This is a genomic window from Kitasatospora sp. NBC_00240 (assembly GCF_026342405.1).
Taxonomy (GTDB): domain Bacteria; phylum Actinomycetota; class Actinomycetes; order Streptomycetales; family Streptomycetaceae; genus Kitasatospora.
Genome location: NZ_JAPEMU010000001.1, coordinates 5500689 through 5525672 on the forward strand (window position 1 = coordinate 5500689; position 24984 = coordinate 5525672).

The 24984-nt window shown below is 72.0% G+C and carries 20 protein-coding genes and 1 pseudogene; 5 read left to right on the forward strand and 16 right to left on the reverse strand.

Going from position 1 to position 24984, the window contains the following annotated elements; all coding sequences use genetic code 11:
- Positions 1-2: 2 nt before the first annotated feature.
- The 3 genes from OG689_RS23370 (at position 3) to OG689_RS23380 (ending at position 4395) form a co-directional block, all read left to right on the forward strand.
- Entirely contained in the window at positions 3-1148 is a 1146-nt protein-coding gene (locus OG689_RS23370) for a beta-eliminating lyase-related protein (protein WP_266322863.1), read from the forward strand.
- Between the two features lie 71 nt (positions 1149-1219).
- Positions 1220-1534, forward strand: a complete 315-nt coding sequence (locus OG689_RS23375) for a trypco2 family protein (protein ID WP_266322864.1) — start codon at positions 1220-1222, stop codon at positions 1532-1534.
- Between the two features lie 2 nt (positions 1535-1536).
- The gene (locus tag OG689_RS23380) at positions 1537-4395 is read left to right on the forward strand and encodes an NACHT domain-containing protein (RefSeq protein ID WP_266322865.1); all 2859 of its coding nucleotides are present in this window, start codon (positions 1537-1539) and stop codon (positions 4393-4395) included.
- A 114-nt stretch (positions 4396-4509) separates the two neighbouring features.
- Here OG689_RS23380 and OG689_RS23385 read toward each other — a convergent pair whose 3' ends face one another.
- From OG689_RS23385 to OG689_RS23420, 8 genes and pseudogenes are all read right to left on the reverse strand, one after another.
- Entirely contained in the window at positions 4510-6813 is a 2304-nt protein-coding gene (locus OG689_RS23385; protein ID WP_266327366.1) for an immune inhibitor A domain-containing protein, read from the reverse strand.
- 401 nt (positions 6814-7214) lie between these two features.
- Positions 7215-9731, reverse strand: a complete 2517-nt coding sequence (locus tag OG689_RS23390; RefSeq protein WP_073924470.1) for an ATP-dependent Clp protease ATP-binding subunit — start codon at positions 9729-9731, stop codon at positions 7215-7217.
- 882 nt (positions 9732-10613) lie between these two features.
- Positions 10614-10967: an Lsr2 family protein gene (locus tag OG689_RS23395; protein ID WP_266322866.1), complete on the reverse strand. Its 354-nt coding sequence runs from the start codon at positions 10965-10967 to the stop codon at positions 10614-10616.
- Positions 10968-11060: 93 nt separating this feature from the next.
- Positions 11061-11597, reverse strand: a complete 537-nt coding sequence (locus OG689_RS23400; RefSeq protein ID WP_266322867.1) for an amino-acid N-acetyltransferase — start codon at positions 11595-11597, stop codon at positions 11061-11063.
- Positions 11598-11656: 59 nt separating this feature from the next.
- A complete protein-coding gene (locus OG689_RS23405) occupies positions 11657-12229 on the reverse strand; it encodes a BlaI/MecI/CopY family transcriptional regulator (RefSeq protein WP_266322868.1) in 573 nt (190 codons plus the stop codon).
- Positions 12230-12360: 131 nt separating this feature from the next.
- Complete coding sequence (locus tag OG689_RS23410) at positions 12361-12483, reverse strand: hypothetical protein (RefSeq protein ID WP_266322869.1); 123 nt, start codon at positions 12481-12483, stop codon at positions 12361-12363.
- A gap of 4 nt (positions 12484-12487) precedes the next feature.
- Positions 12488-14056: pseudogene (gene lysX / locus OG689_RS23415) on the reverse strand (bifunctional lysylphosphatidylglycerol synthetase/lysine--tRNA ligase LysX); the annotation flags it as partial.
- A 133-nt stretch (positions 14057-14189) separates the two neighbouring features.
- Positions 14190-14981 (reverse strand): hypothetical protein, encoded by a 792-nt coding sequence (locus tag OG689_RS23420; protein WP_266322870.1) that lies wholly within the window; start codon positions 14979-14981, stop codon positions 14190-14192.
- Positions 14982-15305: 324 nt separating this feature from the next.
- Between OG689_RS23420 and OG689_RS23425 the strand changes: the two genes are divergently transcribed.
- Together OG689_RS23425 and OG689_RS23430 are read left to right on the forward strand one after the other, a co-directional pair.
- Positions 15306-15848: a SigE family RNA polymerase sigma factor gene (locus tag OG689_RS23425; RefSeq protein ID WP_266322871.1), complete on the forward strand. Its 543-nt coding sequence runs from the start codon at positions 15306-15308 to the stop codon at positions 15846-15848.
- A gap of 73 nt (positions 15849-15921) precedes the next feature.
- Positions 15922-16833 (forward strand): hypothetical protein, encoded by a 912-nt coding sequence (locus OG689_RS23430; RefSeq protein WP_266322872.1) that lies wholly within the window; start codon positions 15922-15924, stop codon positions 16831-16833.
- Positions 16834-16884: 51 nt separating this feature from the next.
- On the opposite strand, the gene OG689_RS23435 is transcribed toward OG689_RS23430, so the two are convergent.
- The 8 genes from OG689_RS23435 to OG689_RS23470 form a co-directional block, all read right to left on the reverse strand.
- Positions 16885-17673: a type III pantothenate kinase gene (locus OG689_RS23435; protein WP_191288789.1), complete on the reverse strand. Its 789-nt coding sequence runs from the start codon at positions 17671-17673 to the stop codon at positions 16885-16887.
- 39 nt (positions 17674-17712) lie between these two features.
- Positions 17713-18684, reverse strand: a complete 972-nt coding sequence (gene nadC, locus OG689_RS23440) for a carboxylating nicotinate-nucleotide diphosphorylase (protein WP_266322873.1) — start codon at positions 18682-18684, stop codon at positions 17713-17715.
- 3 nt (positions 18685-18687) lie between these two features.
- The gene (locus OG689_RS23445; RefSeq protein ID WP_266322874.1) at positions 18688-20364 is read right to left on the reverse strand and encodes an L-aspartate oxidase; all 1677 of its coding nucleotides are present in this window, start codon (positions 20362-20364) and stop codon (positions 18688-18690) included.
- 17 nt (positions 20365-20381) lie between these two features.
- Positions 20382-20861, reverse strand: a complete 480-nt coding sequence (panD, locus tag OG689_RS23450; protein ID WP_266322875.1) for an aspartate 1-decarboxylase — start codon at positions 20859-20861, stop codon at positions 20382-20384.
- 104 nt (positions 20862-20965) lie between these two features.
- Positions 20966-21874 carry a pantoate--beta-alanine ligase gene (gene panC / locus OG689_RS23455; protein ID WP_266322876.1) on the reverse strand — a complete coding sequence of 303 codons (909 nt, stop codon included), beginning with the start codon at positions 21872-21874 and terminating at the stop codon, positions 20966-20968.
- Positions 21874-22812, reverse strand: coding sequence for a DUF2520 domain-containing protein (locus OG689_RS23460; protein WP_266322877.1), 939 nt, complete (start codon positions 22810-22812; stop codon positions 21874-21876). The genes panC and OG689_RS23460 overlap by 1 nt, the downstream gene beginning before the upstream one ends.
- Positions 22813-22986: 174 nt before the next feature.
- Entirely contained in the window at positions 22987-23676 is a 690-nt protein-coding gene (locus OG689_RS23465) for a response regulator transcription factor (protein ID WP_266322878.1), read from the reverse strand.
- A gap of 87 nt (positions 23677-23763) precedes the next feature.
- On the reverse strand, positions 23764-24981 hold the full coding sequence (locus tag OG689_RS23470; protein WP_266322879.1) for a sensor histidine kinase: 1218 nt from the start codon (positions 24979-24981) through the stop codon (positions 23764-23766).
- Positions 24982-24984: the final 3 nt, after the last annotated feature.

Below are 24984 nucleotides of genomic sequence, written 5' to 3' on the forward strand. Positions count from 1 at the left end.
GTATGGATGTCAACGAGAACGACACCCCGGCCGCCGCGGCGGCCGGGCCCAGCGTCCAGGAGCGCCGGTTCGCAGCCCTGCGGGGCTGCGACCGGCTGCTCTCGGGCACCCGGCCGCAGAACCTGCGCGAGCGCCTGGCGGCGCTGACGGAGCAGGCGGAGCAGGCCCACGACCTCGACCAGCGGCCCGACTTCTACGGCGACGGGGTGGTGCGGGCCCTGGAGGAGCGGGTGGCGGCCCTGCTCGGCGCCGAGGACGCGGCCTTCTTCCCGACCGGCACGATGGCCCAGCAGGTCGCGATGCGGATCTGGGCCGACCGGCGCGGCGAGCGCAACGTCGCCCTGCACCCGCTGGCCCACCCCGAGCGGCACGAGCGGCGGGCCTACGCCACGCTCGGCGGCCTGCACAGCGTCTGGCCGACCACCGCGCCGCGCATCCCCACCCCGGAGGAGATCCGCGGCTTCGACGAGTCGTACGCCGTCCTGACCCTGGAACTCCCGCTGCGCGAGGCCGGGTTCGTCCTGCCGACCTGGGCGGAGCTGACCGCCACGGTCTCCGCCGAGGACGCGCCGGTGCACTTCGACGGCGCCCGGCTGTGGGAGTCCACCTTCCACCTGGGGCACTCGCTGCCGGAGATCGCCGCCCTGGCGGACTCCGTCTACGTCTCCTTCTACAAGACCCTCGGCGGCGTCAACGGCGCCGCGCTCACCGGCGACCGCGAGTTCGTGCGGACGGCCAAGGCCTGGCGCCACCGGTACGGCGGCCAGCTGTTCCAACAGTGGCCGGCCGCGCTGTCCGCGCTGGCCGGACTGGACCGCGAACTCCCGCGCCTGGAGTCGTACGTGACGCATGCCAAGGTGGTCGCCGCCGCGCTGGCGGAGGCCCTCGCGGCGGTGCCGGGCGCCCGGGTCTTCCCCGAGCCGCCGCACACCCACCAGTTCCAGGTCTGGCTGCCGTACCCGGCGCGGGCCCTGGACGAGGCGGGCATCCGGCTCGCGGAGGAGTCCGGCCTGGGGCTGTTCGGCGGCTGGTGGGACTCCGCGCTGCCCGGCCTGGCGATGACCGAGGTGACGGTCGCCGGGCCCGCCCTGGAGTGGAGCGCCAAGGACGTCACGGCGGGCGTCGAGGCCCTGCTCGCCCTGCTCTGATCGCCCCGCCCCGTCCCGCTGCTCTACGCTCGACCCGCCGCACCGCGCGGCCGTTTCACCCGGGGGGCGCAATGGGCGAGAGCATCGAACTGGCCGACGCGATCGAGGCGGTCCGACAGGAACTCCTCGACGCGTCGGCCCGGGGCGCCGGGCAGCAGATCCAGTTCGAGGTCGGTGCGGTCACCCTGGACTTCAGCGTCGAACTGCGGCGGGACGCCAGGGCCAAGGGCGGCGTCAAGGCCTGGGTGCTCTCGGCCGACGCCGAGGCCGGCATCGCCGACAATCGTGTCCACAAGGTCTCGGTGACGCTGCATCCGAAGAGCGCCGCCACCGGTGCGAGCCCGTTGGTCGGCAACGCCGACCTCGGCAGCCGCGAAGGATTCTGACGGTGGTTGTGCGCGCCGAGCGCATCGTCGCGGTGCGCGGCGCGGGCCAGGGCAGCGGGTACCTGCTGACGCCCCGGCTGTTTCTGACGGCCGCTCATGTGGTCCGCTCCGACCCCTGGGCGAACGCGCCGGAGGCCGTCGAGGCGGCCGTGCCCGGCGGCCGGGGGTGGGTGCGGGGCTCGGTGGTGTGGATGCCGGCCGCGGGGAGCCAGCACCTGGACGCGGCCCTGGTCCGTACCGAGGAGGACCTGGTGGACAGGGCGGGGGCGGCCCTCACCGCCGCCGAGGTCCGCTGGGGCCGGATCGACGGGCTGCAGCCCGTGCCGCGCTGCCACCTCACCGGCTACCCGGCGGCGGCCAGGGACGACCGGGGCCGGCTGGACAGCACCCAGGTGGCCGGGACGCTGATGCCCGGTTCCGGTCTGCTCTCCCACCGGCTGGTGCTCGCCGGCGACCACACCCCGCCCGCCGCGGTGCCGGGCGCGGCGTCCCCCTGGGCCGGCGTCTCCGGCGCCGGGGTGCTCTTCCGGGACCGGCTGATGGGCCTCGCGGTGGAGGACCGGCAGCCCGGGACCTGGCAGCACGCGCAGCTCTCGCTGGTCCCGGTCGCCGACCTGCTCGCCGTCGCCGGCTTCGCCGAGGCGCTGGCCGAGCATGGGGTGCCCCGGCCCCGGCTGGAGGGCGTCAGCGACCAGGAGGCCGACGACGCCGACTTCGAGCAGCGCTACGCCGAATCCGTCCGGGTGGACCACGGCAAGCTGCGGATCTTCGGGCTGGACCTCTCGCGGGCCCGGTCCCGGCTCAGCGATCTCGACACCGCCTACCTCGGCCTGGAGGCGAAGGCGCTCCCGCAGGAGGGCGCGGTCCGCGCCGAGCAGCGGCCGGAGCGGGTGGAGGCGGTGCTCCGGGGCCGGAGCCGGATCCTGCTCCGGGGGCAGGCGGGCTCCGGCAAGACCACCCTCGTCCAGTGGCTGGCCGTGCACGCGGCCGAGGGCAGTCTCGGCGAGGCGCTGGCCGACTGGAACCACCGCGTCCCGTTCGTCCTGCGGCTCCGGGCGATGTACCGGCTGCGGAACCTGCACCCGCGCCCGGAGGAGTACCTGGGGGTGGAGAGCAGCCCGCTGGCCGGCGCCCAGCCGCCCGGCTGGGCCGATCGCGTCCTGCGGGCCGGACGGGCGCTGCTGCTGGTCGACGGCATGGACGAGATCCCGGAGCAGGAGCGGGACGAGGCCCGGGAGTGGCTGGGGCGGGTGCTCGGCCACTACCCGCAGACCTTGTGCGTGGTGACCGTCCGGCCGTCCGCGGTGGCCACGGACTGGCTCGCCCACCTCGGATTCGAGGAAATGACGCTGTGCCCGATGCAGAGTGCCGACCGTGAGACGCTGATCGACCGCTGGCACGCCGCCGCCCAGGGTGAACTGGAAGCCGGTCCGCCGAAGCTGACACCGCGCGAGAGCCAGGAGCTCGGGGAGCTGAAGGAAGCCCTGAAACGGGCCCTCAGGACCTCGCCGGACCTTGCCACCCTCACCGACAGTCCACTTCTCTGTGCCATGATCTGCGCCCTGCACCGCGACTGGGACGGCGCGTTGCCGCGCCGGAAGATGGACGTCTACGAGGCCGCACTGAACATGCTGCTCGTCCGCCGCGACCAGCAGCGCAGAGTCGAGGACACCGACGGGCTGCGGCTCAACAGGGAGGAGCAGCTCGCTCTCCTCCAGCGGATCGCGGCGTGGTTGGTGTCCAACGGCATGGTGGAGGGCACCCGGGCGGACGCCGTCCGTCAGATCGAGCGGCTGCTGCCGGCCCTCTCCGCTTCCGCTCGCGCCGCCACGGCCGAACAGGTGTACAGCTACCTGATCAACCGCGCGGGTCTGCTGAGCGAGACCAGCGTGGACACCTTTGAGTTCCTGCACAGGACCTTCCAGGATTACCTGGCCGCCGCCGAGTTCACCGAGGACCGAGCCTTCGGCATGCTTTCCGGCCGCGCCGGTGACGAACAGTGGTCCGACGTGGTCCGGATGACGGTCGGCCACAGCAGCCCGAAGGACCGCGCGGACCTGCTGCGGCGGCTGCTCGCGGCGGCCCAGGAAGCGAGCGAGCCGGACCGTCTGACCATTCTGGTTCTGGCGGGCAGTTGCCTGTCATACGCTCCCAGACTGGAGGCCGAGGTACGGGCTGCCGTGCTTGAGCGGATTGCTTCACTGCTCCACGAGCAGACCGAGCACCTGCTGGACCGCCACCGGTACGCACTCGCACTGGTCGGCGAAGACCTGCTGGAGCTCATCCCGCGTGGGCGGGAAAGGCCCCTCGAATTCGGCTGGCTCATTGCGGCCGTCGGCGGCGATCGGGCGCTGGCGCGGCTCGCGGAGATCGCCGCCGAGGTCACCCCCGAGGACGCCGGCTTCCTGAGCAACTACTGGAGCAGCTTCGATGCGGATCGTTTCGCTCGAACGGTGCTGGCCGTCCTGCCGCTTGAGAAGGTCGCCCTTACAGTCCACGACGCGGACCAGTTCAAGGCGCTGGCCGCTCTTGGCCGGATCCACCGAGTCACCTGCTACCTGCCGGAGTGGCCGTTCCCGCGGAAGGGCATCGGGCCAGTACGGGTTCGGCACCTGTGTATGCGGATCCCGCCCTCCGCGTCCGGACCGGACCTGTTCCTACGGGCCTCGGACTTTGTGGACGTCGAAACCGTGGAGTTCATGTTCGCCGCACTGCCTCCGGTGCCCCTCGACATCGGACAGTTCCTGGCCGGAGGGGAGTTCCAGGTCCTCGCCGGCGTCGAGGGCCGGGGGAGCGTGACCCTGTCAGACCTCGTCGTCGGAACCGAGGGTGCGGCCGGCCGCATCGCACTCCTGCGATAGCACAACCGGCCCGGTCCCGCGCACAAGGTGCGGGGCCGGGCCGGACAGGGTGTATCAGTGCCAGATCGTCAGATGATCCGGCCGGTCAGCCGATTGCTCGGCCGAACGGCTCGATCAGTTGTCGACCGGGCGGACGCGGATCCAGGTCTCGAGGTAGTTCGAGGACTCGTTCTCGATCTCGATGCTGGTGCCGGTCTTCGGGACGATGACGCTGCTGTACGGGTTGGTGGCGTCGTAGTAGGACTTCAGGTCGCTGAACGAGTCAACGCCCTTCGCCTTCGGGACGACCGTCTCCACGCCGTTCTTGTGCAGGGTCAGACCGTCGGTCTTCTGCGAGCCGAAGGTGGAGTCGTAACCCTGGACGCGCGGACGCAGCAGGGCGCCGTCGGACCACTTCAGCGGTGCCGGGTGCGAGTCGATCGGGAGGATCAGGCCCGAACCCGGGTGGTTGGTGACGTTGTTGTCACTCTGGGAGGTGTCCCACAGCCAGATGAGCAGACCGTCCTGGTTGGCGTAGTGCTCCACCATGTCGGGCTTGGTGGTGCCGTAGCCGAAGTTGTACGGGCCGGTCTTCAGCGTGGTGTCGTACGAGATGTACTGACGGTTCTCCGCGATGTAGTACTGGGCGTAGTCCTTGGAGAACTTGCCCGTGATCCGGGAGAAGCCGTTGGCCGTCCAGCCGTTGTCGCCGTTCTCGGCGTCGTCGGAGAAGACGGCCGCACCGTCGGCGGTGATGGCGATGTTGTCGAGGGCCAGGCCCTTGAGGTGCACGCCACCGTCGGTGGTGTAGTGGAACCGGACCTTGACGGACTGGCCGGCGTACGCGTTCAGCGAGTAGGCGAGGTCGCCCCAGTTGCCGCCCGAGTTGCCGGTCAGGCCGGCCTTGCCGGCCGGGTCCGCCGGGATGGCGACGCCGTTGTAGGTGCCGTCGAGGGCGTTCCAGTGCGCGCCGCCGTCGGTGGAGACCTCGGCGTAGCCGTAGTCGTAGTCCTGCTCGATGTCGTACCAGGCCTTGGCGCTCAGCGACGCCGAGGTCTTGCCGGTGAGGTCGACGTCGCGGGCGACCGAGACGTTGAGGTCGTCGGCGCTACCGCTCCACCACTCGTTGGCACCCGCGAACGGGGTGTTGATCTCGGTGGTGACGGTCTTCTTCGGCAGGTTGACGACCAGCGCCTGCGGCAGAGCGGTGTTGAACTCCGCCGGGCCGATGTGGTGCTTGGAACCCGTGCCCGCGGTGGCCTTGTCGTACTTCAGCCAGCCGAGCTGCAGCTTGCTCCAGGCGTCGAGGTCGCCCGGCTTGTCGCCGATCTCGTTCTTGCCGTCGCCCAGCCAGGAGCCGGAGGACATCAGGGACCAGAAGCCGACGGAGTTGTCGATGCCGCTGCCGCTGGTGTCGTACAGGTCCGGCAGACCGAGGTCGTGGCCGTACTCGTGCGCGAAGACGCCGAGGCCGCCGTTCTCCGCCTGCATGGTGTAGTCGCCGACCCAGAGGCCGGACGCGCCGACCGGGGTGCCGCCGAGCTTGTTGTCGGCGGGGCCGGTCTGGCCCGCGGCGGTGCCGTAGGCGTAGCTGCGGTGGGCCCAGAGCGCGTCGGTGCCCTGGACGCCGCCACCGGCGGACTGGTCCTCACCGGCGTGCACGATCTGGAAGTGGTCGACGTAACCGTCGGGCTCGTTGAAGTTGCCGTCGTGGTCGTAGTCGTACCGGTCCCACTGGTCGTACTGCGCGATGGTGGCCTTGATCTGAGCGTCCGTCTGGCCCTTGGCCTTCTGGTCGGCGACCCAGGCGTTGACGCCGTCGCGGATCAGGTCCTGCGCGTTGTTGCAGACGTGCTGGCCGCAGTAGTCCGAGCCGTAACGGGCCTCGTTCCACGGGACCTTCACCCAGTCGGTGACCTGACCGTCGACCGAGTAGCGCCCGGAGGACTGCTTCTCGTAGAAGGTCTTCAGCGAGTCCTGGTCCTTGCTGAAGTACAGGTTCTGGTAGTGCGCCTGGTTGTAGTCGGCCTGCCAGGCGGTGGAGTTGTTGGTGGCGCGGTCCGGCTGGGCGATCTGGTTGTGCGCCGGGCCGGGCTGGCCGCCGTACTTGAGCTGACCGTTCGGCAACTTGGTGGTGTTGTCCACCTGGTCGCTGAAGTCCACCAGGATGGTGAAGATCTTGTCGGTGCGCTCACGGCCGAGCTCGACGTACTTGTCCTTGCCCAGCTTGACGCTGGTGCTGCTGCCATGGGTCTCGACCTTGGCGGTGCCCGCGAGCAGCTGCTCGGTGGCGGCCTTCTGCTCGGCCTCGACCTTGCCACTCAGCGGGCCCGGCAGCACGTCGTCGGTCTTGAGGGACTGGACGGCGTCGGCGGGGTCGCGCGGCACAGGAGCGGCACCGGCCGCAACGGCCGTACCCGGGAGCAGGCCCGCTCCCATCGTGGCTATGACCGCAGCGGTCGCGAGGACCGAGGCGGCTTTCGTGGTCTTCTTCAACGTGGTGACGTCCTCCCCAAACCGGTCCGGCTCTTGGCCTTCCGGCAAACCAATGAAGACAGGTGGACGACATTTGATCCAAGGGGACGCGGAAAAGATAGACCTTGACCATGACATGAACAGGGCGCTATCCTCCGCGGCCGCCGATCAGCTGATGATCGGTCAAAACCCTTGGGAATGGCGGCTGTAAAGGGATGCATCGCATCCGCACGGGCCGGGCCTGCCGGTCCGGGAGGGCCCTCTGGTGCGCCAGGTCACAGATATTGTGATGTCACGTAAAAACGGTCCAGCCCCCCGGCAAGAATGCCGGGGGGCTGGACCGTTTAGTTAACTGTTAACTGTTTTTACTTCGTCAGATCGGGTCCGGCCGAAGCGACGGCAGCGGGAGTATCCGCAACCGCGGACTTCTCCTCGCCGCGGAAGGTGAACTTGGCATCCTTGCCCTCACCCTCCACGCCGACGACCACGATGTGGCCGGCCCGCAGCTCACCGAAGAGGATCTTCTCGGAGAGGTTGTCCTCGATCTCGCGCTGGATGGTCCGGCGCAGCGGACGGGCACCGAGCAGCGGGTCGTAACCGCGCTTGGCGAGCAGCTTCTTGGCCTCGACGCTGAGCTCCAGGCCCATGTCGCGGTCCTTGAGGCGGCCGTCCACCTTGTCGATCATCAGGTCGACGATCTGGATGATGTCTTCCTCGGACAGCTGGTGGAAGACGACGATGTCGTCGACACGGTTCAGGAACTCGGGGCGGAAGTGCTGCTTGAGCTCCTCGCCGACCTTCGCCTTCATCCGCTCGTACCCGGTGGCGGAGTCGCCCGTGGCCGCGAAGCCCAGGTTGAACCCCTTGGAGATGTCCCGGGTGCCGAGGTTGGTGGTCATGATGATGACGGTGTTCTTGAAGTCGACCACCCGGCCCTGCGAGTCGGTCAGGCGACCGTCCTCCAGGATCTGCAGCAGCGAGTTGAAGATGTCCGGGTGGGCCTTCTCCACCTCGTCGAAGAGGACGACGGAGAACGGCTTGCGGCGGACCTTCTCGGTCAGCTGGCCGCCCTCCTCGTACCCGACGTAGCCGGGGGGAGAACCGAAGAGCCGGGAGACGGTGTGCTTCTCCGAGAACTCCGACATGTCGAGCGAGATGAGCGCGTCCTCGTCACCGAAGAGGAACTCGGCGAGCGTCTTGGAGAGCTCGGTCTTACCGACACCGGACGGGCCGGCGAAGATGAACGAGCCGCCGGGGCGCTTCGGGTCCTTGAGGCCGGCCCGGGTGCGCCGGATGGCCTGGGAGAGCGCCCGGATGGCGTCCTTCTGGCCGATGACGCGCTTGTGGAGCTCGTCCTCCATGCGCAGCAGACGCGAGGACTCCTCCTCGGTGAGCTTGAAGACCGGGATGCCGGTGGCCGTCGCCAGCACCTCGGCGATCAGCTCCTCGTCCACCTCGGCGACGACATCCATGTCGCCGGCCTTCCACTCCTTCTCGCGCTTGGCCTTCGCGGTGAGGAGCTGCTTCTCGTCGTCGCGCAGGGACGCGGCCTTCTCGAAGTCCTGCGCGTCGATCGCGCTCTCCTTCTCGCGGCGCACGTCGGCGATCTTCTCGTCGAACTCGCGCAGGTCCGGCGGCGCGGTCATCCGGCGGATGCGCATCCGGGAGCCGGCCTCGTCGATCAGGTCGATCGCCTTGTCCGGCAGGAAGCGGTCCGAGATGTACCGGTCGGCCAGGGTCGCGGCGGCGACCAGGGCGGCGTCCGTGATGGAGACCCGGTGGTGCGCCTCGTAGCGGTCGCGCAGGCCCTTGAGGATCTCGATGGTGTGCGGCAGCGACGGCTCGGCGACCTGGATCGGCTGGAAGCGGCGCTCCAGCGCGGCGTCCTTCTCCAGGTGCTTGCGGTACTCGTCCAGGGTCGTCGCACCGATGGTCTGCAGCTCACCACGGGCCAGCATCGGCTTGAGGATGCTCGCCGCGTCGATCGCGCCCTCGGCGGCGCCCGCGCCGACCAGGGTGTGCAGCTCGTCGATGAACAGGATGATGTCGCCGCGGGTGCGGATCTCCTTGAGGACCTTCTTCAGGCGCTCCTCGAAGTCACCGCGGTAGCGGGAGCCGGCGACCAGGGCGCCCAGGTCCAGCGTGTAGAGCTGCTTGTCCTTGAGCGTCTCCGGGACCTCGCCCTTGACGATCGCCTGGGCCAGGCCCTCGACCACGGCGGTCTTGCCGACGCCGGGCTCACCGATCAGCACCGGGTTGTTCTTGGTGCGGCGGGACAGCACCTGCATGACCCGCTCGATCTCCTTCTCGCGCCCGATCACCGGGTCGAGCTTGGCCTCGCGGGCGGCCTGGGTGAGGTTGCGCCCGAACTGGTCCAGGACCAGCGAGGTGGAGGGGGTGCCCTCGGCGGGGCCGCCGGCGGTGGCCGACTCCTTGCTGGCGCCCGAGTAACCGGACAGCAGCTGGATCACCTGCTGGCGGACACGGTTGAGGTCGGCGCCCAGCTTCACCAGGACCTGGGCGGCGACGCCCTCGCCCTCGCGGATCAGGCCGAGCAGGATGTGCTCGGTGCCGATGTAGTTGTGGCCGAGCTGAAGGGCCTCGCGGAGCGAGAGCTCCAGGACCTTCTTCGCCCGCGGGGTGAAGGGGATGTGCCCGGACGGGGCCTGCTGGCCCTGGCCGATGATCTCCTCGACCTGCTGACGAACAGCCTCGAGCGAAATCCCGAGGCTCTCCAGGGCCTTAGCGGCGACACCCTCACCCTCGTGGATCAGACCCAGGAGGATGTGCTCGGTGCCGATGTAGTTGTGGTTGAGCATCCGGGCTTCTTCCTGAGCCAGGACGACAACCCGCCGCGCGCGGTCGGTGAACCTCTCGAACATCGTTTATCGCTCCTCAGAGCGGTCGGGCAGTTCGGGGTCGGTCCCCGCCCTGTCCTTCCGCATGCTAGTCCCGCTCAGCGGCGCGGCATGGGCCCCTCCTGTCCGAAAGTGGACGAGAAGGGTGGATCAGCCCCACTCTCGTGGGAAGTCGTGCTGCGCGACCAGCAGACACCAATCCCAACCTGATGTTGGGAGACGGTGTTCCCACAGGTGGTCCCGATGCACCCGATACCGCTACGCCATCGGCGAACAACGCCCGCCTCGGCGCGGCCGCACCGGCTGCGGCTGGTCACACGATCTGCCCCGGCCGGGCCTCGCGGCCCGTCCCACCTGCATTCATACCCGGTATTCCGCCGGATCTCGCGCAGTTTCCGCGGTGGCGGTGTTCGCCTGGCGAGAAGTCGGCTGACGGGCCGCCCGGTCCGGTCGGCGCCGAGTCCGCCGGGGTGACGGCGGCTCAGTGGCCGGGTGGCCCCGCCCGCGCGCCTCGGCGCGACGGGCCCTCCGGCCGGGTGGGCCGGAGTCGGGGTGCGGCCGATCAGGTGGCACCCGCGTTACCGCTCCGCTCCTACAGCGTTGCACAGCCCATGAGTGTTCCGCCGCCCGTACGGAGGTCCTGCGGCGCCCGCCGGGTCGTGCCGGGGCGCCCGGAACGGCGCCGGGCGGTGGCGGCGCGCGCGGGGCGCGCCCTCAGCACCGCGGGGCGCGGAGGAAGTCCTCCACGCCCCGAAAATGTGCCCTGTGCGCCGCGACGGTCGACCGGCCGCACGCCGATGGCGTGAGCGGCCCGCCCAAGGCGCCGGAAGCGGCTCTCCGGGGCCCTGTCGCGGCCCCGGGACGTCCTGTGCCCCCGGGACATCCTGTGCGGTGTCCCGAGCCGTTTCAGGACGCGTTGGCGCTCTCGTACGCCTCGCGGACGGTGCTGGGGACCCGGCCGCGGTCGTTGACCTCCAGGCCCTGCTCCTTCGCCCAGGCACGGATCTTCGCCGTGTCCGGAGCGCCGGCCGCGGGACGGGCCACCGCACCCCGGCCGCTGCTGCGGCGGGCGCTGGTGAGCCGGCCGCTCTGCTTGCGGCCCTTCTCCACGTACGGGGCCAGCAGCCCGCGAAGCTTGTCTGCGTTCGTGCTCTTCAGATCGATCTCGTAGGCAACGCCGTCGAGAGCGAACGTCACCGTCTCGTCCGCCGAACCACCGTCGAGATCGTCTTCAAGAATGACCTGCACCCTCTGCGCCACGGGCTTCCCTTTCCGCGTAAACGACCCATTGCCTGAGGAAAGGAAACCGCCTTTCTGCGGAAAACACAAACCCCTACGCCCGGCGGGACGGGTTCACAGGTGCAGCAGCATGCGCGAGTTGCCCAGAGTGTTCGGCTTCACACGCTCCAGGTCGAGGAACTCGGCGACGCCTTCATCGTACGAGCGGAGAAGTTCTTCATAGACATCCGTAGCGATCGCCGCCGGGTCTGCCGTACCATCGTCGGTTTCGTGGACCTCGCCGATCTCGACGAAACCGTGTTTCGCGAAGAACGCGACCTCGAACGTCAAGCAGAAAATCCGACGTACGCCGAGCCAGCGCGCGGTCTGCAGCAGCTTCTCCAGGAGCATGTGCCCGACGCCCTGCCCCAGGCAGGACGGATCGACCGCGAGAGTGCGCACCTCGGCCAGGTCCTCCCACATCACGTGCAGCGCGCCGCAGGCCACCACGATGCCGGTGTCGTCGCGTTCGGCGACCCAGAACTCCTGGACGGATTCGAACAGTGTGACGGTGGGCTTGTCGAGCAGAATGCCGTCCCGCGAGTAGCCGTCGATGAGCCGTCGTACGGCCCGTACGTCAGTGGTCCGCGCCCGGCGGATGGTGACCTCCATGGCGGGACGTTATCGCGTCCCGGCGCCCGGGGGCGCACGCGTTTCGGCGCCGGTTCCGGCTACGGGGGGGTGCCGGGCCCGCTGCTGTCGGCCCCGGTGCGGGCACCGCTGTGGGCGCTGCTACGAGCCCCGCTATGAGCCACGCTATGAGCCCTGCTACGGGCGCCGCTATGGGCCCCGGTATCGGGCGGGGTTTCGCCGGCCGTATCCGGTTCGGCGCCGGTATCGGCTTCGGTGTCGGCCGGGGCGGGGCCGGGATCGGCGGGGGCCGGGAAGAGCGCCGCGACACGGAGTGCGTCGCGCAGTGCCTCCCGTTGCTCCGGTGACATCAGACCGAAGAAGTGCACCAGAGCCGCCGCCGGATTGTCACTGGTGCCCCAGGCGTCGTTCATGAGAGCCGCGCTGTACGCCTCGCGCGAGGAGACGGGTTCATATCGATAGGCCCGCCCCACCTGGTCCCGGCGCAACCAGCCCTTTCTGAAGAGCTTGTCGAGCACGGTCATCACCGTGGTGTAGGCGATATCGCGTTCCGTCTGCAGGTCGAGCAGAACCTCGCGAACCGTGACCGGGCGGTTCCACTGCCAGACCCTGGTCATGATGTCGTTCTCTAGTTCACCGAGTTGCCGGACCATAGTGGGGCCAGGATAGGGGAGTGAATCGGGCAAATCTTGCTAAGCCGGAGCAAACCGGCGCGCCGCCGCCCGGAATGGGACGACGGCGCACGGGCCCGGTTGCGCGGTGATCGCGGGCCGATCGCGGACGATCAGTCGGCGATGTCCTCCTTGGCCTTCTGGGCCCCGCCCTGGCTGCGGATGATCGCCCGCACCAGGAAGCCGAATCCGACCGCCATGACCAGCGGCGGCACGATCGCACTCACGTAGTCCATCGGGTCACTCCTCGTCGTTCTTCGGTGCCGCCGCGGCGGCCTTGGGCTCGGCCCCCCGCTGATCAGGCCGTACCAGCGGGAAGAGCACCGTCTCGCGGATGTTCTTGCCGGTGAGCAGCATGATCAGGCGGTCCACCCCGAGGCCGAGGCCGCCGGTGGGCGGCATCGCGTACTCCAGGGCCCGCAGGAAGTCCTCGTCCACCTGCATCGCCTCGACGTCGCCGCCGGCCGCGAGCAGCGACTGCGCGGTGAGGCGGGCGCGCTGCTCGACCGGGTCGACCAGCTCCGAGTAGGCGGTGCCGATCTCGGTGCCGAAGATCACCAGGTCCCACTTCTCGGCCACGCCCGGGATCGAGCGGTGCTGGCGGGTCAGCGGGGAGACCTCGGTCGGGTAGTCCTTGATGAAGGTCGGCCGGATCGCGTTCTCCTCCAGCAGGCGCTCGACCATCTCCAGGACGATCTGCCCGTGGCCCCACTCCTTCTCGAACGGGATGCCGTGCTCGGTCGCCAGCTTGCGCAGCTCCTCGACACCGGTCTCGGGGGTCACCTCGGTGCCCAGGTGCTCGGAGATGCCCGGGTAGACGCCGACCTCGGCCCACGGCTCGGCCAGGTCGATCTCGTGCTCGACCCCGTGCGGGTCCAGGCCCCGGATCACCGTGGTGCCCAGCGCGTCCCGGGCGGCGTTGATGATGGTCGCCCGGATCAGCTCGGCCTGGGTGTCGTAGTCGCCGTAGGCCTCGTACGACTCCAGCGAGGTGAACTCCGGGTTGTGGGTCGAGTCGGCGCCCTCGTTGCGGAAGTTGCGGTTGATCTCGAAGACCTTCTCCGCGCCGCCGACCACCAGCCGCTTGAGGTAGAGCTCGGGGGCGATCCGCATGAACAGGTCGATGCCGTACGCGTTGATGTGGGTCTTGAACGGCCGGGCGTTGGCGCCGCCGTGCACGGGCTGCAGCATCGGGGTCTCGACCTCGATGTAGCCGCGGTCCTCGTAGGTGCGGCGGATCGAGCGGACGACCTTGCTGCGCAGGTGCAGGATCTCCCGCGCCTCGGGGTTCACGATCAGGTCGACGTACCGCTGGCGGACCCGGGCCTCCGGGTCGGTCAGGCCCTTGTGCTTGTCCGGCAGCGGGCGCAGGCACTTGGCGGTGAGCTCCCAGCGGTCGACCATCACCGAGAGTTCGCCGCGCTTGGAGGTGATCACCTCGCCCTCGACACCGACCTGGTCGCCGAGGTCGATGTCGGACTTCCAGGAGGCCAGCCGCTCGGGGCCGAGCTTGTCCAGGGAGAGCATCACCTGGAGGTCGCCGGAGCCGTCCCGCAGGGTGGCGAAGCAGAGCTTGCCGCCGGTGCGGGCCAGGATGACCCGGCCGGTCACGCCGGCCCGCTCGCCGGTCGCGACGTCCGGCTCCAGGTCGGGGTGCTTGGCGCGCAGGTCGGCGATGGTGGTGGTGCGGGGGAAGCCGACCGGGTACGGGTCGACGCCGGCCGCCCGGAGCCGGTCCAGCTTCTCGCGCCGCACGCGCATCTGCTCGGGAAGGTCGTCGGTCGCGGGGACGCTGCTCTGATCGCTCACCCCACCAGGGTAGCCAGCCCCGGGGGGTGTTCCGCGACGGGATATCCCGGTGCGCCGCGGCACCGGAGGCGTTGCGGGGGACGCGCGGAGGGAGGACGGCGTCGCCGTCCTCCCTCCGTGGTTCGCCGCCGGGTCAGCCGGTGCCGGTGGCCAGCTCCAGCTCGTCGTCGGCGGGCTCCGGGCGGGCCGGCGGCCGGGGGCGGCGGCCGAAGAGCTCGGCGGGGGTCGGCATCCGGTGCGGCTGCCCGCCCTGCGGAGCCGGCGTCGCGGGCCCGGCCTTGGAACCGGGGGCGGCCTTGGGCGCCGGCGCGGCCTTGGCCGCGGGGGTGGCCTTCGGGGTGGGGGAGTCGGCGGGGCTGCTCATCGGAATCCGTCCTCCAGCAGGGATGGGACCAGCAAAGGTGAGCTGGGCGCTCGGTGGTGCGGCGGGGTTGGGTACCGCCATGAGGTGGCGCTGCCCGGAGGTGAGCGCGAGACGCTCGCGGACGGCGGCCTCGGCGAGGGCGTGACAGCGGCCGGCCAGGTGGGACCGGCGGGAGCGTTCGGTGCTCCCGCAGGGCAGCCGGGACAGCGTGCGCAGCGCGGTGAGGTCCTCCGCGCCCGGCAGGTAGCCGTCGGCGACGGCCTCCTCCAGGCGTTCGAGGTAGCCGCCCGCGCTCCCCGGCAGGGCGGCCCGGTAGCGGGCCAGATCGGCGAGCAGGAAGGCGCGCAGCCGGCCGCCCTCCCGTACGGCCTCGTCGATCGCCTCGGTGAGGCGCAGGGCCTCCTGGACGTCTTCGGCCCACAGGCCGGCGGACTGGTGGCCGAGGACGGACAGCTGGGCGGGCACGGCGGGGTGCAGGGCTTGGGCGAGGGCGCGGCGCAGCACGCGGACTTCGTCGGCGCTGAAGGCCATGCCGCCGCGCGATCCGTGTGGCGTAGGCATGGGTTGACACTACGTGAGGAATATCCGATTTGTCGGTAGTGTCGCGCCGAGCCCCCCGTTTGGCCCGAAACGATCACCACGGGTGCGCCGGAACGGCCATGACCAGCGGCGCGGCGCCCCGGCGGCCGACCGTCGAGGGCCCCCGGCGGAGGGCCCCGGCGGCGTCCGGCCCGGTGCCCGGCCCCGGCGCGGCGGGCCGTGCGGCGCGCACTGCGGGTGACGGCGGGGGCGACCGCCGGGAAGTCCTCCGGGGCCGCCTGTAACATCCGCGCCGCGGGCCCCGTCATCCAGGTGTAAGGGAATTCAAGCGGGGGAGCCCAGCAGATGGCACGAGCGAGCGCAGCGGGTACGGCGGGGGAGGACGACTTCCTGGAGTTCGCCGTGGTCCGCACCGGGCACCTCTTCCGGACGGCCTGCCTGCTGACGGGCGGTGACACCCATCTCGCCGAGGACCTCGTCCAGGAGGCCCTCGGCCGGATCTACGCCCAGTGGTACCGCACCTCCTGGTTCGCGCCGCGGGCCAGGATCGAGAACCCGGCCGGCTACGCGCACACCGTGCTGGTCCGGGCGTTCCTCTCGCACCGGCGCCGCCGCAGCACCTCCGAGCAGCCCGTCCGGGAGATCCCCGACGCCGCCGCCCGGGAGGCCGACCCGGCACTGCGGCTGGCCCTGGTCGAGGCGCTGGGCCGGCTCTCGCCGCGCGACCGGGCGGTGCTCGTCCTGCGGTACTGGGAGGACCGCAGCGTCGAGGAGACCGCCGAGGTGCTGCGCAGCAGTTCCGGCGCGGTGCGGACGCAGACCGTCCGCGCCCTCGGGCGGATCCGGGCCCTGCTCGGGGACGGCCTGGCGGAGCTCGCGGACCGCTGAGCCCCACCCCCGGCGGTCTCCCGACCGTTCGCCAAGTCATCCGTGGAACGATCAGTAGAAGTGGTGATGAGACATGTCCACCGACCATGACCGGCCGGACCCGCAGTTCGAGCTGGACTTCACCCGGGCCCTGTCCCGGGCCGGCGAGGACTACGCCGTGCGGGCCGAGCCGCTGATCGCCGGCGCCCAGGTCCGGGGCCGTCGGCTGCGCCGCCGCCGGACCGCCTCCGTCGCCGCGAGCATCGCCGCGCTCGCGGTGATCGGCGCCGGCGGGGTGTTCGTGGCGGGGCCGGGCGTCGGCGGCGCCGGGCCGGCCACGGCGCCGCCGGTGAGCGCGGAGGAGTTCACCGCCCTGCTGACCGGGTCGCTGCCGGCCGGCACGGTACAGGTGGCCCAGGCCCAGGGGACGCAGGACGGGACGGCGCAGGTCCGGCTGATCCTCGACGACGGCGGGGGCGCGGCGCAGGTGATCTTCTGGGTCACGAGGGCCCCCGACGCGGGCCCTGGCCCGGAATGCCCGACGCCGCTCGTCGCCGGTGACGAGTGCGCCGTCGAGACCCTCCCGGACGGATCGTCGGTGGCCCTGTACAAATCCGGGACCAGGGCGGACGAACCGGCCGGCGCGCGGACCTGGTCGGCGCTGCTGTACACCGCCGACGGTTTCCGGATGCAGCTCCAGGAGTGGAACCGCGACCCGCAGCAGCGGGGGGCTCCGATCACCCGGGCCGACCCGCCGCTGACCCAGGCCCAGCTGACCGCCCTGGTCACGGACCGGAAGTGGCAGTCGGTGAAGGCCGCCCTGGAGCCCGAGCCCCTGGTGGGAATGCCGGAGCCGGACGGAGTGTCGCCGCCCACCGGGCCGCGGCGGCCGCGCACGCCGTCCGAAGGGGCGATCATCGTCCCGCCGACCGCCGGGACGCCGCAGGGCGGCCCGGCACCCGGCGCGCCCGTCCTGGGGGCGCCCACCCCGGTACCCGGGCCGTAGCGGTGCCGAAGGGACGGCCGCGGCCTCCCGGGGCCCGTCCGGCCGGTCCGCTCAGGCGGCCGGGCGGTTGCGCTCGTACACCAGCCGCAGGCCGATCAGGGTGAGCCACGGCTCGTGCACGTCGATGGTGGTGGCCTCGCCGAGGACCAGGGTGGCCAGGCCACCGGTGGCGATCACCTGGACGTCCTCCGGGTCCTTGGCGAGCTCCCGGGACATCCGGTTGACCAGGCCGTCGACCTGGCCGGCGAAGCCGTACAGGATGCCGGACTGCATGCCCTCGACGGTGTTCTTGCCGATCACGTTGCGCGGCCGGGCCAGCTCGATCTTGCGCAGCTGGGCGCCGCGGACACCGAGCGCGTCCACCGAGATCTCGATGCCCGGGGCGATCGCGCCGCCGACGTAGTCCCCGCGCTCGTTGACCGCGTCGAAGGTGGTCGCGGTGCCGAAGTCGACCACGATGCACGGGCCGCCGTAGAGATGGTTGGCGGCCAGCGCGTTGACGATCCGGTCGGCGCCGACCTCCTTGGGGTTGTCCATCAGGACGTGCACGCCCGTCTTCACGCCGGGCTCCACGATCACCGCGGGGACGTCGCCGTAGTAGCGGCGGGTCACCTCGCGGAGCTCATGGAGCACGGCGGGGACGGAGGAGCAGATCGCCAGGCCGTCCACCTTGGCCTCGGAGACCGCGGTGTGAGACCCCATCAGCCCCTGCATCAGCACCGCCAGTTCGTCCGCCGTGCGGCGCGGATCGGTGGAGATCCGCCAGTGCTCGACGACGTCCTCGCCGTCGAACAGGCCGAGCGTGGTCTGGGTGTTGCCGACGTCGATGGTGAGGAGCATGAGGTCCCGTAACGGCTAGAAGGGGTCTCTGACGAGGGATTACGGACGCAGGTCCAGGCCGATGTCGAGGATCGGCGAGGAGTGCGTCAGCGCTCCCACCGCCAGGTAGTCGACACCAGTCTCGGCGACCTCGCGCGCGGTGGCCAGGGTCAGTCCGCCGGAAGCCTCCAGCTTCGCCCGGCCGGCCACCAGCGCGACGGCCTCCTTGAGCTGCGCCACGCTGAAGTTGTCGAGCAGGATCAGGTCGGCGCCCGCCTCCAGGACCGGCGGGATCTGCTCCAGGGTGTCGACCTCGACCTCCACCGCGAGATCCGGGTACGCCGCCCGGACGGCCCGGAACGCCTCGGCGACGCCGCCGGCCGCCACCACGTGGTTGTCCTTCACCAGCGCGGCGTCGGACAGCGCCATCCGGTGGTTGGCGCCGCCGCCGCAGCGCACCGCGTACTTCTGCAGCGCCCGCAGGCCCGGGTGGGTCTTGCGGGTGTCGCGGACGACCGCACCGGTGCCCGCCAGGGCGTCGGCCCAGGCACGGGTGGCGGTGGCGATGCCGGACAGGTGGCAGAGCAGGTTGAGCGCGCTGCGCTCGGCGGTCAGCAGGTCGCGGGTGCGGCTGCGGACGGAGAGCAGCACCTGGCCGGCCTCCACCAGGTCGCCGTCCTGGACGTGCCGCTCGACCTCGAACTCCTCCTCGCAGATCAGCGAGACCACGGCCTCGGCGACCCGCAGGCCGGCGACCACGCCGGCCTCCCGGGCGGTGAAGTCGGCGGTGGCGACGGCCTCGGCCGGCACGGTCGCGACGGAGGTGACGTCCTCGCCGCCGGCCAGGTCCTCGGCCAGCGCCAGGGTGGCGACGTCCTCGACCTCGATCGGGTCCAGCCCGGCCTCCTCCAGCAGCTCGGCGAGCTGCGGGTCGAGACCGCTCTCGTAGCCCTCGCCGTCCCCGCAGCCGCAGCCGTCGCCGCAGCCGCCGCTCTGCTCGGCCAGCGGGAGTTCTTCGTGGGTGTGGGACATGGCTTACTGCTCCTCGGGAGTACTGACGGGGGTGCCGGCGGTGCCGGCGAGAGTGGTGACCAGGTGGCGCCGCCAGTGGGCGTCGTCCCGCTCGGGGAAGTCCTCGCGCCAGTGGCAGCCGCGGGTCTCCTCGCGCTGGGCGGCGGCCGCCACCAGGGCGGTCGCGACCAGGTGCAGGTTGGCCGCCTCCCAGGTCTCCACCCGGGGGTCGGCCGGCTTCTCGTCGGCCAGCTGGGCGTACGCCTCCTCGGCGAGCGCGGCCAGCCCGGCGGCGGTGGCCGCCATGCCGTCGGCCGAGCGCAGCAGGCCCGCGCCCTTGGACATCAGCCGCTGGATGTCGGCCCGGGCCTCCGGTGCCGGCAGCGGCACGGCGCGCGCCGCCCGGGCGGCCGCCACGTCCACGGCACGCTCCGGCAGTTCGCCGGCCCGGTGCCGGGCGGTCAGGTCCGCGGCGATCCGCTCGGCGAAGACCAGGCCCTCCAGCAGCGAGTTGGAGGCCAGCCGGTTGGCGCCGTGCACGCCGGTGCAGGCCACTTCGCCGCAGGCGTACAGCCCCGGGACGGTGCTGCGGCCCAGCAGGTCGGTGCGGATGCCGCCGGAGGCGTGGTGCGCGGCCGGGGCGATGGGGATCAGCTCGGTCACCGGGTCGATGCCGTGCGAGCGGCAGGACGCCAGGATGGTCGGGAAGCGCTCCTCCCACATCCGGGCGCCGAAGTGCCGCCCGTCCAGGTACATGTGGTCGGTGCCCTTGAGGTGCATCTGCCGGCTGATCGCCTTGGCGACGATGTCGCGCGGGGCCAGTTCGTTCAGCTCGTGCTGCCCGACCATGAAGCGGTGCTCGTCGGCGTCGACCAGGTAGGCCCCCTCGCCGCGGACGGCCTCGGAGACCAGCGGCTGCTGCCCCTCGGCCTCCGCGCCGAGCCAGAGCACGGTCGGGTGGAACTGGACGAACTCCAGGTCGGTCACCTCGGCCCCGGCGCGCAGCGCCAGCGCCACGCCGTCGCCGGTGGAGACCGCCGGGTTGGTGGTGGCGGAGAAGACCTGGCCCATGCCGCCGGTGGCGAGCACCACGGCGCGGGCCCGGATCGCGCCGACGCCGTCGCGCTGGCCCTCGCCCATCACGTGCAGGGTCAGGCCGGCCGCGTGGCCCTCGGCGTCGGTCAGCAGGTCCAGCACCAGGGCGTGCTCGATCAGCTCCAGGCCCGGGTCGCTGCGCACGGCGGAGACCAGGGCCCGCGATATCTCGGCCCCGGTGGCGTCGCCGCCGGCGTGCGCGATCCGGCGCCGGTGGTGGCCGCCCTCGCGGGTGAGCAGGATCTCGCCGGCCTCGTCGACGTCGAAGGCGGCGCCGGTGGCGATCAGGTGCCGGACGGCCTCCGGGCCCTCGGTGACGAGGGTGCGGACGGCCTCCTCGTCGCAGAGGCCGGCGCCGGCCACCAGGGTGTCGGCCAGGTGCTGCTCGGGGGTGTCCCCCTCGCCCAGGGCGGCGGCGATGCCGCCCTGGGCCCAGCGGGTGGAGCCGTCGTCCAGCATCGCCTTGGTGACCACCACGGCCCGCAGGCCGGCCTTGCGGACGTTGAGGGCGACGGTGAGGCCGGACACGCCGGATCCGACCACGACGACGTCGGTGGTGGTCGTCCAGCCGGGGGCGGGGGCGGTGAGACGGTGCGAGACGGACATGGCGTTCAGTTGCTCCTTCAGCGCGCGGCGGTGGCGGCCGCGTTGTCGGGGCCACCGTACGCCTGCCGGCCCACCGTCCCGGGTGCGTGGGCCTGGTCGCCCCGGAGCAGGCCGCTGCCCTCCCGGGCCTCGGCGGCGTCGGTGCCGAGGCCGGTGATCCGGTTGTCGGCGTCGACGAAGACCACGTTGGGCACGTAGCCCTTGGCCTCGGCGGTGTCCATCTGCGCGTAGGCGATCAGGATCACCAGGTCGCCGGGGTGGACCAGCCGGGCGGCGGCGCCGTTGATGCCGATGATGCCGGAGCCGCGCGGGCCCGCGATGGTGTAGGTCTCCAGGCGGGCGCCGTTGTTGATGTCGACGATGTGGACCAGCTCGCCGGGGAGCAGGTCGGCGGCGTCGAGCAGGTCCTCGTCCACCGTGACCGAGCCGACGTAGTGCAGGTCGGCCTGGGTCACGGTGGCCCGGTGGATCTTGGACTTGAGCATGGTGCGGAGCATTGGGTCACGCCTCCTGTGGTGAGTGCATGCCTGAGGGTGGTGGGGGAGAAGTGGTACGTGGGGCGGGTGGTGCGAGGTGCCTCGTCCCGGCGGACGCTGCCGTCCTAGCGGACGATGATGCGGACGTTGTCGATCAGACGGGTGGAACCCACCTTCGCGGCCACGGCCAGCACGGCCTCACCCTGGAAGTCGTCCGCCGCTTCGGTGAAGTCGTCGGGGTCGATCAGGGCGAGGTAGTCAAGGGTGACACCTTCGGCGGCGTCGATCACGGCCGAGGCCGCCTCGCGGACCGCCTTGGGGCCCTGGGCGGCCACGTCGCGGCCGGCGAACAGGGCCCGGGAGAGCGTCAGGGCCCGCTCGCGCTCGTCCTCGGCGAGGAAGCGGTTGCGCGAGGACCGGGCCAGGCCGTCCTCCTCGCGGACGGTCGGAACGCCGATCACCTCGACGTCGAAGTCCAGGTCGGCCACCATCCGCTGGACGATCGCCAGCTGCTGGGCGTCCTTCTCGCCGAAGAAGGCGAAATCCGGGTCGGTGATGTGCAGCAGCTTGGCGACCACGGTCAGCATGCCGTCGAAGTGGCCGGGGCGGGTGGCGCCCTCGAAGCGCTCGCCCATCGGGCCCGCGGTGATCCGCACCTGCGGCTCGCCGTTCGGGTAGACCTCCTCGACCAGCGGGGCGAACACCACGTCCGCGCCGTTCTCCTCGGCCAGCCGGACGTCGGCGGCCAGCGTGCGCGGGTAGCGGTCGAGGTCCTCGCCGGCGCCGAACTGCAGCGGGTTCACGAAGACCGTGACGGCCACCCGGCCGTCCGCGCCGACCTGCTTGCGGGCCGCCCGGATCAGCGCGGCGTGGCCCTCGTGCAGGGCGCCCATCGTCATCACGACGGCGTTGTCCACCGGCTGCTCGTCCGGCCAGAAGGCGGGCTCGAAGTCGGCGATCGTGTGGGTGAGGGCCGCCTTGCGGACCTTCGGCTCCCGGACCGGCTGCCTGCCACGCTGGTTCTTGCCCGCCATCAGTTGCTCTCCTCGTTGAGTACGTCCAGCAGCGCCGCCGCCGACTCTTCCTTGAGCGATCCGCCCCGGACCGCCCGCTGCGCCGTGGCCCGGGCCATCGCGCGGTACGCCTGATCGATGTCCGGGGACACCGTACGCAACTGTTCCAGGTGACGGCGGAGCGTCCCCGCGTCGCCCCGGGCGACCGGGCCGGTCAGGGCCGCGTCGCCGGAGCGCAGACTGTTGTCCAGGGCGGCGCCGAGCAGCGGGCCGAGCAGCCGGCCGGGCTCGGCCACCCCGGCGTCGCGCAGCAGCTCCATGGCCTGCGCGACCAGGGTGACCAGGTGGTTCGCGCCGTGCGCCAGCGCCGTGTGGTAGACCGGGCGGACCTCCTCGGGCACCCACTCGGGCTCGCCGCCCATCTCCACCACCAGGGCCTCGGCCACCGGCCGCAGCTCCTGCGGGGCGGTCACCCCGAACGGGCAGCCGGCCAGCCGGGCCAGGTCCACCGACGTCCCGGTGAAGGTCATCGCGGGGTGCAGGGCCAGCGGCAGCGCGCCGGCCCGGGTCGCCGGGTCGAGGATCGCCACGCCGTGCGCGCCCGAGGTGTGCACCACGATCTGCCCGGGGCGCACCGCCCCGGTCGTGGCCAGGCCCCGGACCAGGTCGGCGAGCGCGTCGTCGGGGACGGTCAGCAGCACCAGGTCGGCGGCGGCCAGTACCTGCTGCGGCGTCACGAGGCGGACCCCCGGCAGCAGCGCCTCGGCCCGGCGCCGGGAGGAGGCCGAGACACCGGAGGCGGCGACCACCCGGTGGCCGGCCAGTTGCAGGGCGGCGCCCAGGGCGGGCCCGACGCGGCCGGTGCCGACCACGCCGACGGCGAGCCGGGCGGGACGGGCACCGGGGTCGGACGGGCCGGCGGACTGCTCGGGCGCTCCGAAGGGGTTGGACGTGCTCACGGCTTGGCGTTCGTCCTAACTTTCCGTTCCAGTCCTCTGCGGGTACCAGACGTACCGGGCCATTCTACGGCCGCCCGGGAGCCACCCGCCGGGACGGGCCCGCGACACCGGCCGGGCGGGCCCGGCTGCCCCGCCCCGACGCGCCCCGCCCGGCCCCGACGCGCCCCGCCCCCGTCAATCCCCGGCGCCGGCCCGGACCAGGCCGGCCTCGTAGGCCAGCACCACGGCCTGCACCCGGTCGCGCAGGCCCAGCTTGGCGAGGATGCGGCCGACGTGGGTCTTCACGGTGGCCTCGGAGAGCACCAGCCGGGCGGCGATCTCGCTGTTCGACAGCCCCTGGGCGACCAGCAGGAACACCTCCCGCTCGCGGTCGGTGAGCGGGGCCAGCGTGTCGGCGGTCGGGGCCGCGCCGGCCGTGGGCAGCACCTCGGCGAAGCGGTCGATCATGCGGCGGGTGGTGGTCGGCGCGACCACGGCGTCGCCGGCGTGGACCGAGCGGATCGCGGCGACCAGCTCGGTCGGCGGGACGTCCTTGAGCAGGAAGCCGCTGGCGCCCGCCTTCAGTGCGGCGAAGGCGTACTCGTCCAGGTCGAAGGTGGTGAGGATGAGCACGTGCGGGGCGCCCGGCAGCGGCGTGCCCTCGGCGGACAGGCAGATCCGGCGGGTGGCCTGGACGCCGTCCAGCCGGGGCATCCGGACGTCCATCAGGATCACGTCCACCTCGGTGTGCCGCAGCACCTCCAGGGCCTGCGCGCCGTCACCGGCCTCCGCGGTGATCTCGATGTCGCCCTGCGACTGCAGGACCATCCGGAAGCCGGTGCGCAGCAGCTCCTGGTCGTCGACGAGCATCACGCGGATGGTCATGGCTCTCCTTCTTGCTCGGACCGGTTCACGGACGTCGTCGCCCGGACCGTGACACGGACGCCCGGACGGGACGCACCGGCTCTGCTTCTACTTCGCCGCCTTGAGCGGCAGCACGGCGCGGATCCGGAACCCGCCGCCGGGCCTGGGGCCGACGTCGAGGCTGCCGCTGACCATCCCGACCCGCTCCCGCATGCCGATCAGACCATGCCCGAGGCCGTCGGTCCCACCGCCGGTGAGCTGCTCGGAGGTGGTGCCCCGGCCGTCGTCCTCGATCAGCACGGCCAGCTCCCGCTCGCCGAAGTCGACCGCGACCTTGGCCCTGGCGTCCGGGCCGCCGTGCTTGCGGACGTTGGTGAGCGCCTCCTGGACGATCCGGTAGACCGTCAGCTCCACGCCCCTGGGCAGTTCGCGGGCGTCGCCGGAGGCGGTGAAGTCGACCGGCAGGCCGGCCGTGCGGACCTGGTCGAGCAGCTCGGGCAGCTCCTCCACGCCGGGCTGCGGCATGTACTCCTCGGCGGTGTCGGCCGTCCGCAGCACCCCGAGCAGCCGGCGCATCTCCACCAGCGCCTGGCGGCCGGTGGAGGCGATGGTGCCGAGCGCCTCCTTCGCCTGCTGCGGCGAGTTGTCGAGCACGTACGCGGCGCCGTCCGCCTGGACGATCATCACCGAGACGTTGTGCGCCACCACGTCGTGCAGCTCCCGGGCGATCCGGGCCCGCTCGGCCGCCACCGCGACCTTCGCCTGCGCGTCCCGCTCGCGCTCCAGCCGGGCCGCCCGGTCCTCCAGCTCCACCAGGTACGCCCGGCGCACCCGGGTCAGCCGGCCCCAGGCCCAGCAGAGCACGAACGGGGTGGACATCAGCAGGGCCAGCAGCAGGCTCTGCATCAGGCTGTAGTGCGGCCCGACCGGTTCGCCCTGCTCGTCCCTGGCGCTGTTGGGGTAGCGCCAGAGCGTCAGCGGCCCCGCCGCCAGTCCGGCGGCCAGCGCCAGCCGGGAGGCCCAGGTGGAGCCGAACGCGGCGCCGCTGTACGCGAACACCAGGAAGCCGATGCTGGACGCGGCCGGCTCGACCGCCATCGCCAGCTGGGCCAGGCCGATCGTGACGGCCAGCACCAGGGTGAGGTCCGGGTTGCGGCGGCGGAAGACCATCAGAACCGGGACGGCCACCGCGATCACGTAGTGGACGACCTCGCGCCAGCCGTCGTCGCCGCCGTCCGGCAGCAGGCCGAGGAGCAGCAACAACAGCGCCCAGGCGGAGTCGGCCACCATGGGGTGTCGGCGGAGCCAGGCGTTGAGTCGATGCACGTG

Bases quoted from the DNA above. Each gene is read 5' to 3' on its own strand.
- OG689_RS23430 (WP_266322872.1), top strand. From the start codon at position 15,922: ATGTCCACCGACCATGACCGGCCGGACCCGCAGTTCGAGCTGGACTTC.
- panC (WP_266322876.1), bottom strand. From the start codon at position 21,874: ATGGCGGGCAAGAACCAGCGTGGCAGGCAGCCGGTCCGGGAGCCGAAG.
- OG689_RS23445 (WP_266322874.1), bottom strand. From the start codon at position 20,364: ATGTCCGTCTCGCACCGTCTCACCGCCCCCGCCCCCGGCTGGACGACC.
- OG689_RS23435 (WP_191288789.1), bottom strand. From the start codon at position 17,673: ATGCTCCTCACCATCGACGTCGGCAACACCCAGACCACGCTCGGCCTG.
- OG689_RS23370 (WP_266322863.1), top strand. From the start codon at position 3: ATGGATGTCAACGAGAACGACACCCCGGCCGCCGCGGCGGCCGGGCCC.
- panD (WP_266322875.1), bottom strand. From the start codon at position 20,861: ATGCTCCGCACCATGCTCAAGTCCAAGATCCACCGGGCCACCGTGACC.
- OG689_RS23375 (WP_266322864.1), top strand. From the start codon at position 1,220: ATGGGCGAGAGCATCGAACTGGCCGACGCGATCGAGGCGGTCCGACAG.
- OG689_RS23465 (WP_266322878.1), bottom strand. From the start codon at position 23,676: ATGACCATCCGCGTGATGCTCGTCGACGACCAGGAGCTGCTGCGCACC.
- OG689_RS23385 (WP_266327366.1), bottom strand. From the start codon at position 6,813: ATGGGAGCGGGCCTGCTCCCGGGTACGGCCGTTGCGGCCGGTGCCGCT.
- OG689_RS23420 (WP_266322870.1), bottom strand. From the start codon at position 14,981: ATGCCTACGCCACACGGATCGCGCGGCGGCATGGCCTTCAGCGCCGAC.
- OG689_RS23410 (WP_266322869.1), bottom strand. From the start codon at position 12,483: ATGGACTACGTGAGTGCGATCGTGCCGCCGCTGGTCATGGCGGTCGGA.
- OG689_RS23425 (WP_266322871.1), top strand. From the start codon at position 15,306: ATGGCACGAGCGAGCGCAGCGGGTACGGCGGGGGAGGACGACTTCCTG.
- nadC (WP_266322873.1), bottom strand. From the start codon at position 18,684: ATGTCCCACACCCACGAAGAACTCCCGCTGGCCGAGCAGAGCGGCGGC.
- OG689_RS23400 (WP_266322867.1), bottom strand. From the start codon at position 11,597: ATGGAGGTCACCATCCGCCGGGCGCGGACCACTGACGTACGGGCCGTA.
- OG689_RS23405 (WP_266322868.1), bottom strand. From the start codon at position 12,229: ATGGTCCGGCAACTCGGTGAACTAGAGAACGACATCATGACCAGGGTC.
- OG689_RS23390 (WP_073924470.1), bottom strand. From the start codon at position 9,731: ATGTTCGAGAGGTTCACCGACCGCGCGCGGCGGGTTGTCGTCCTGGCT.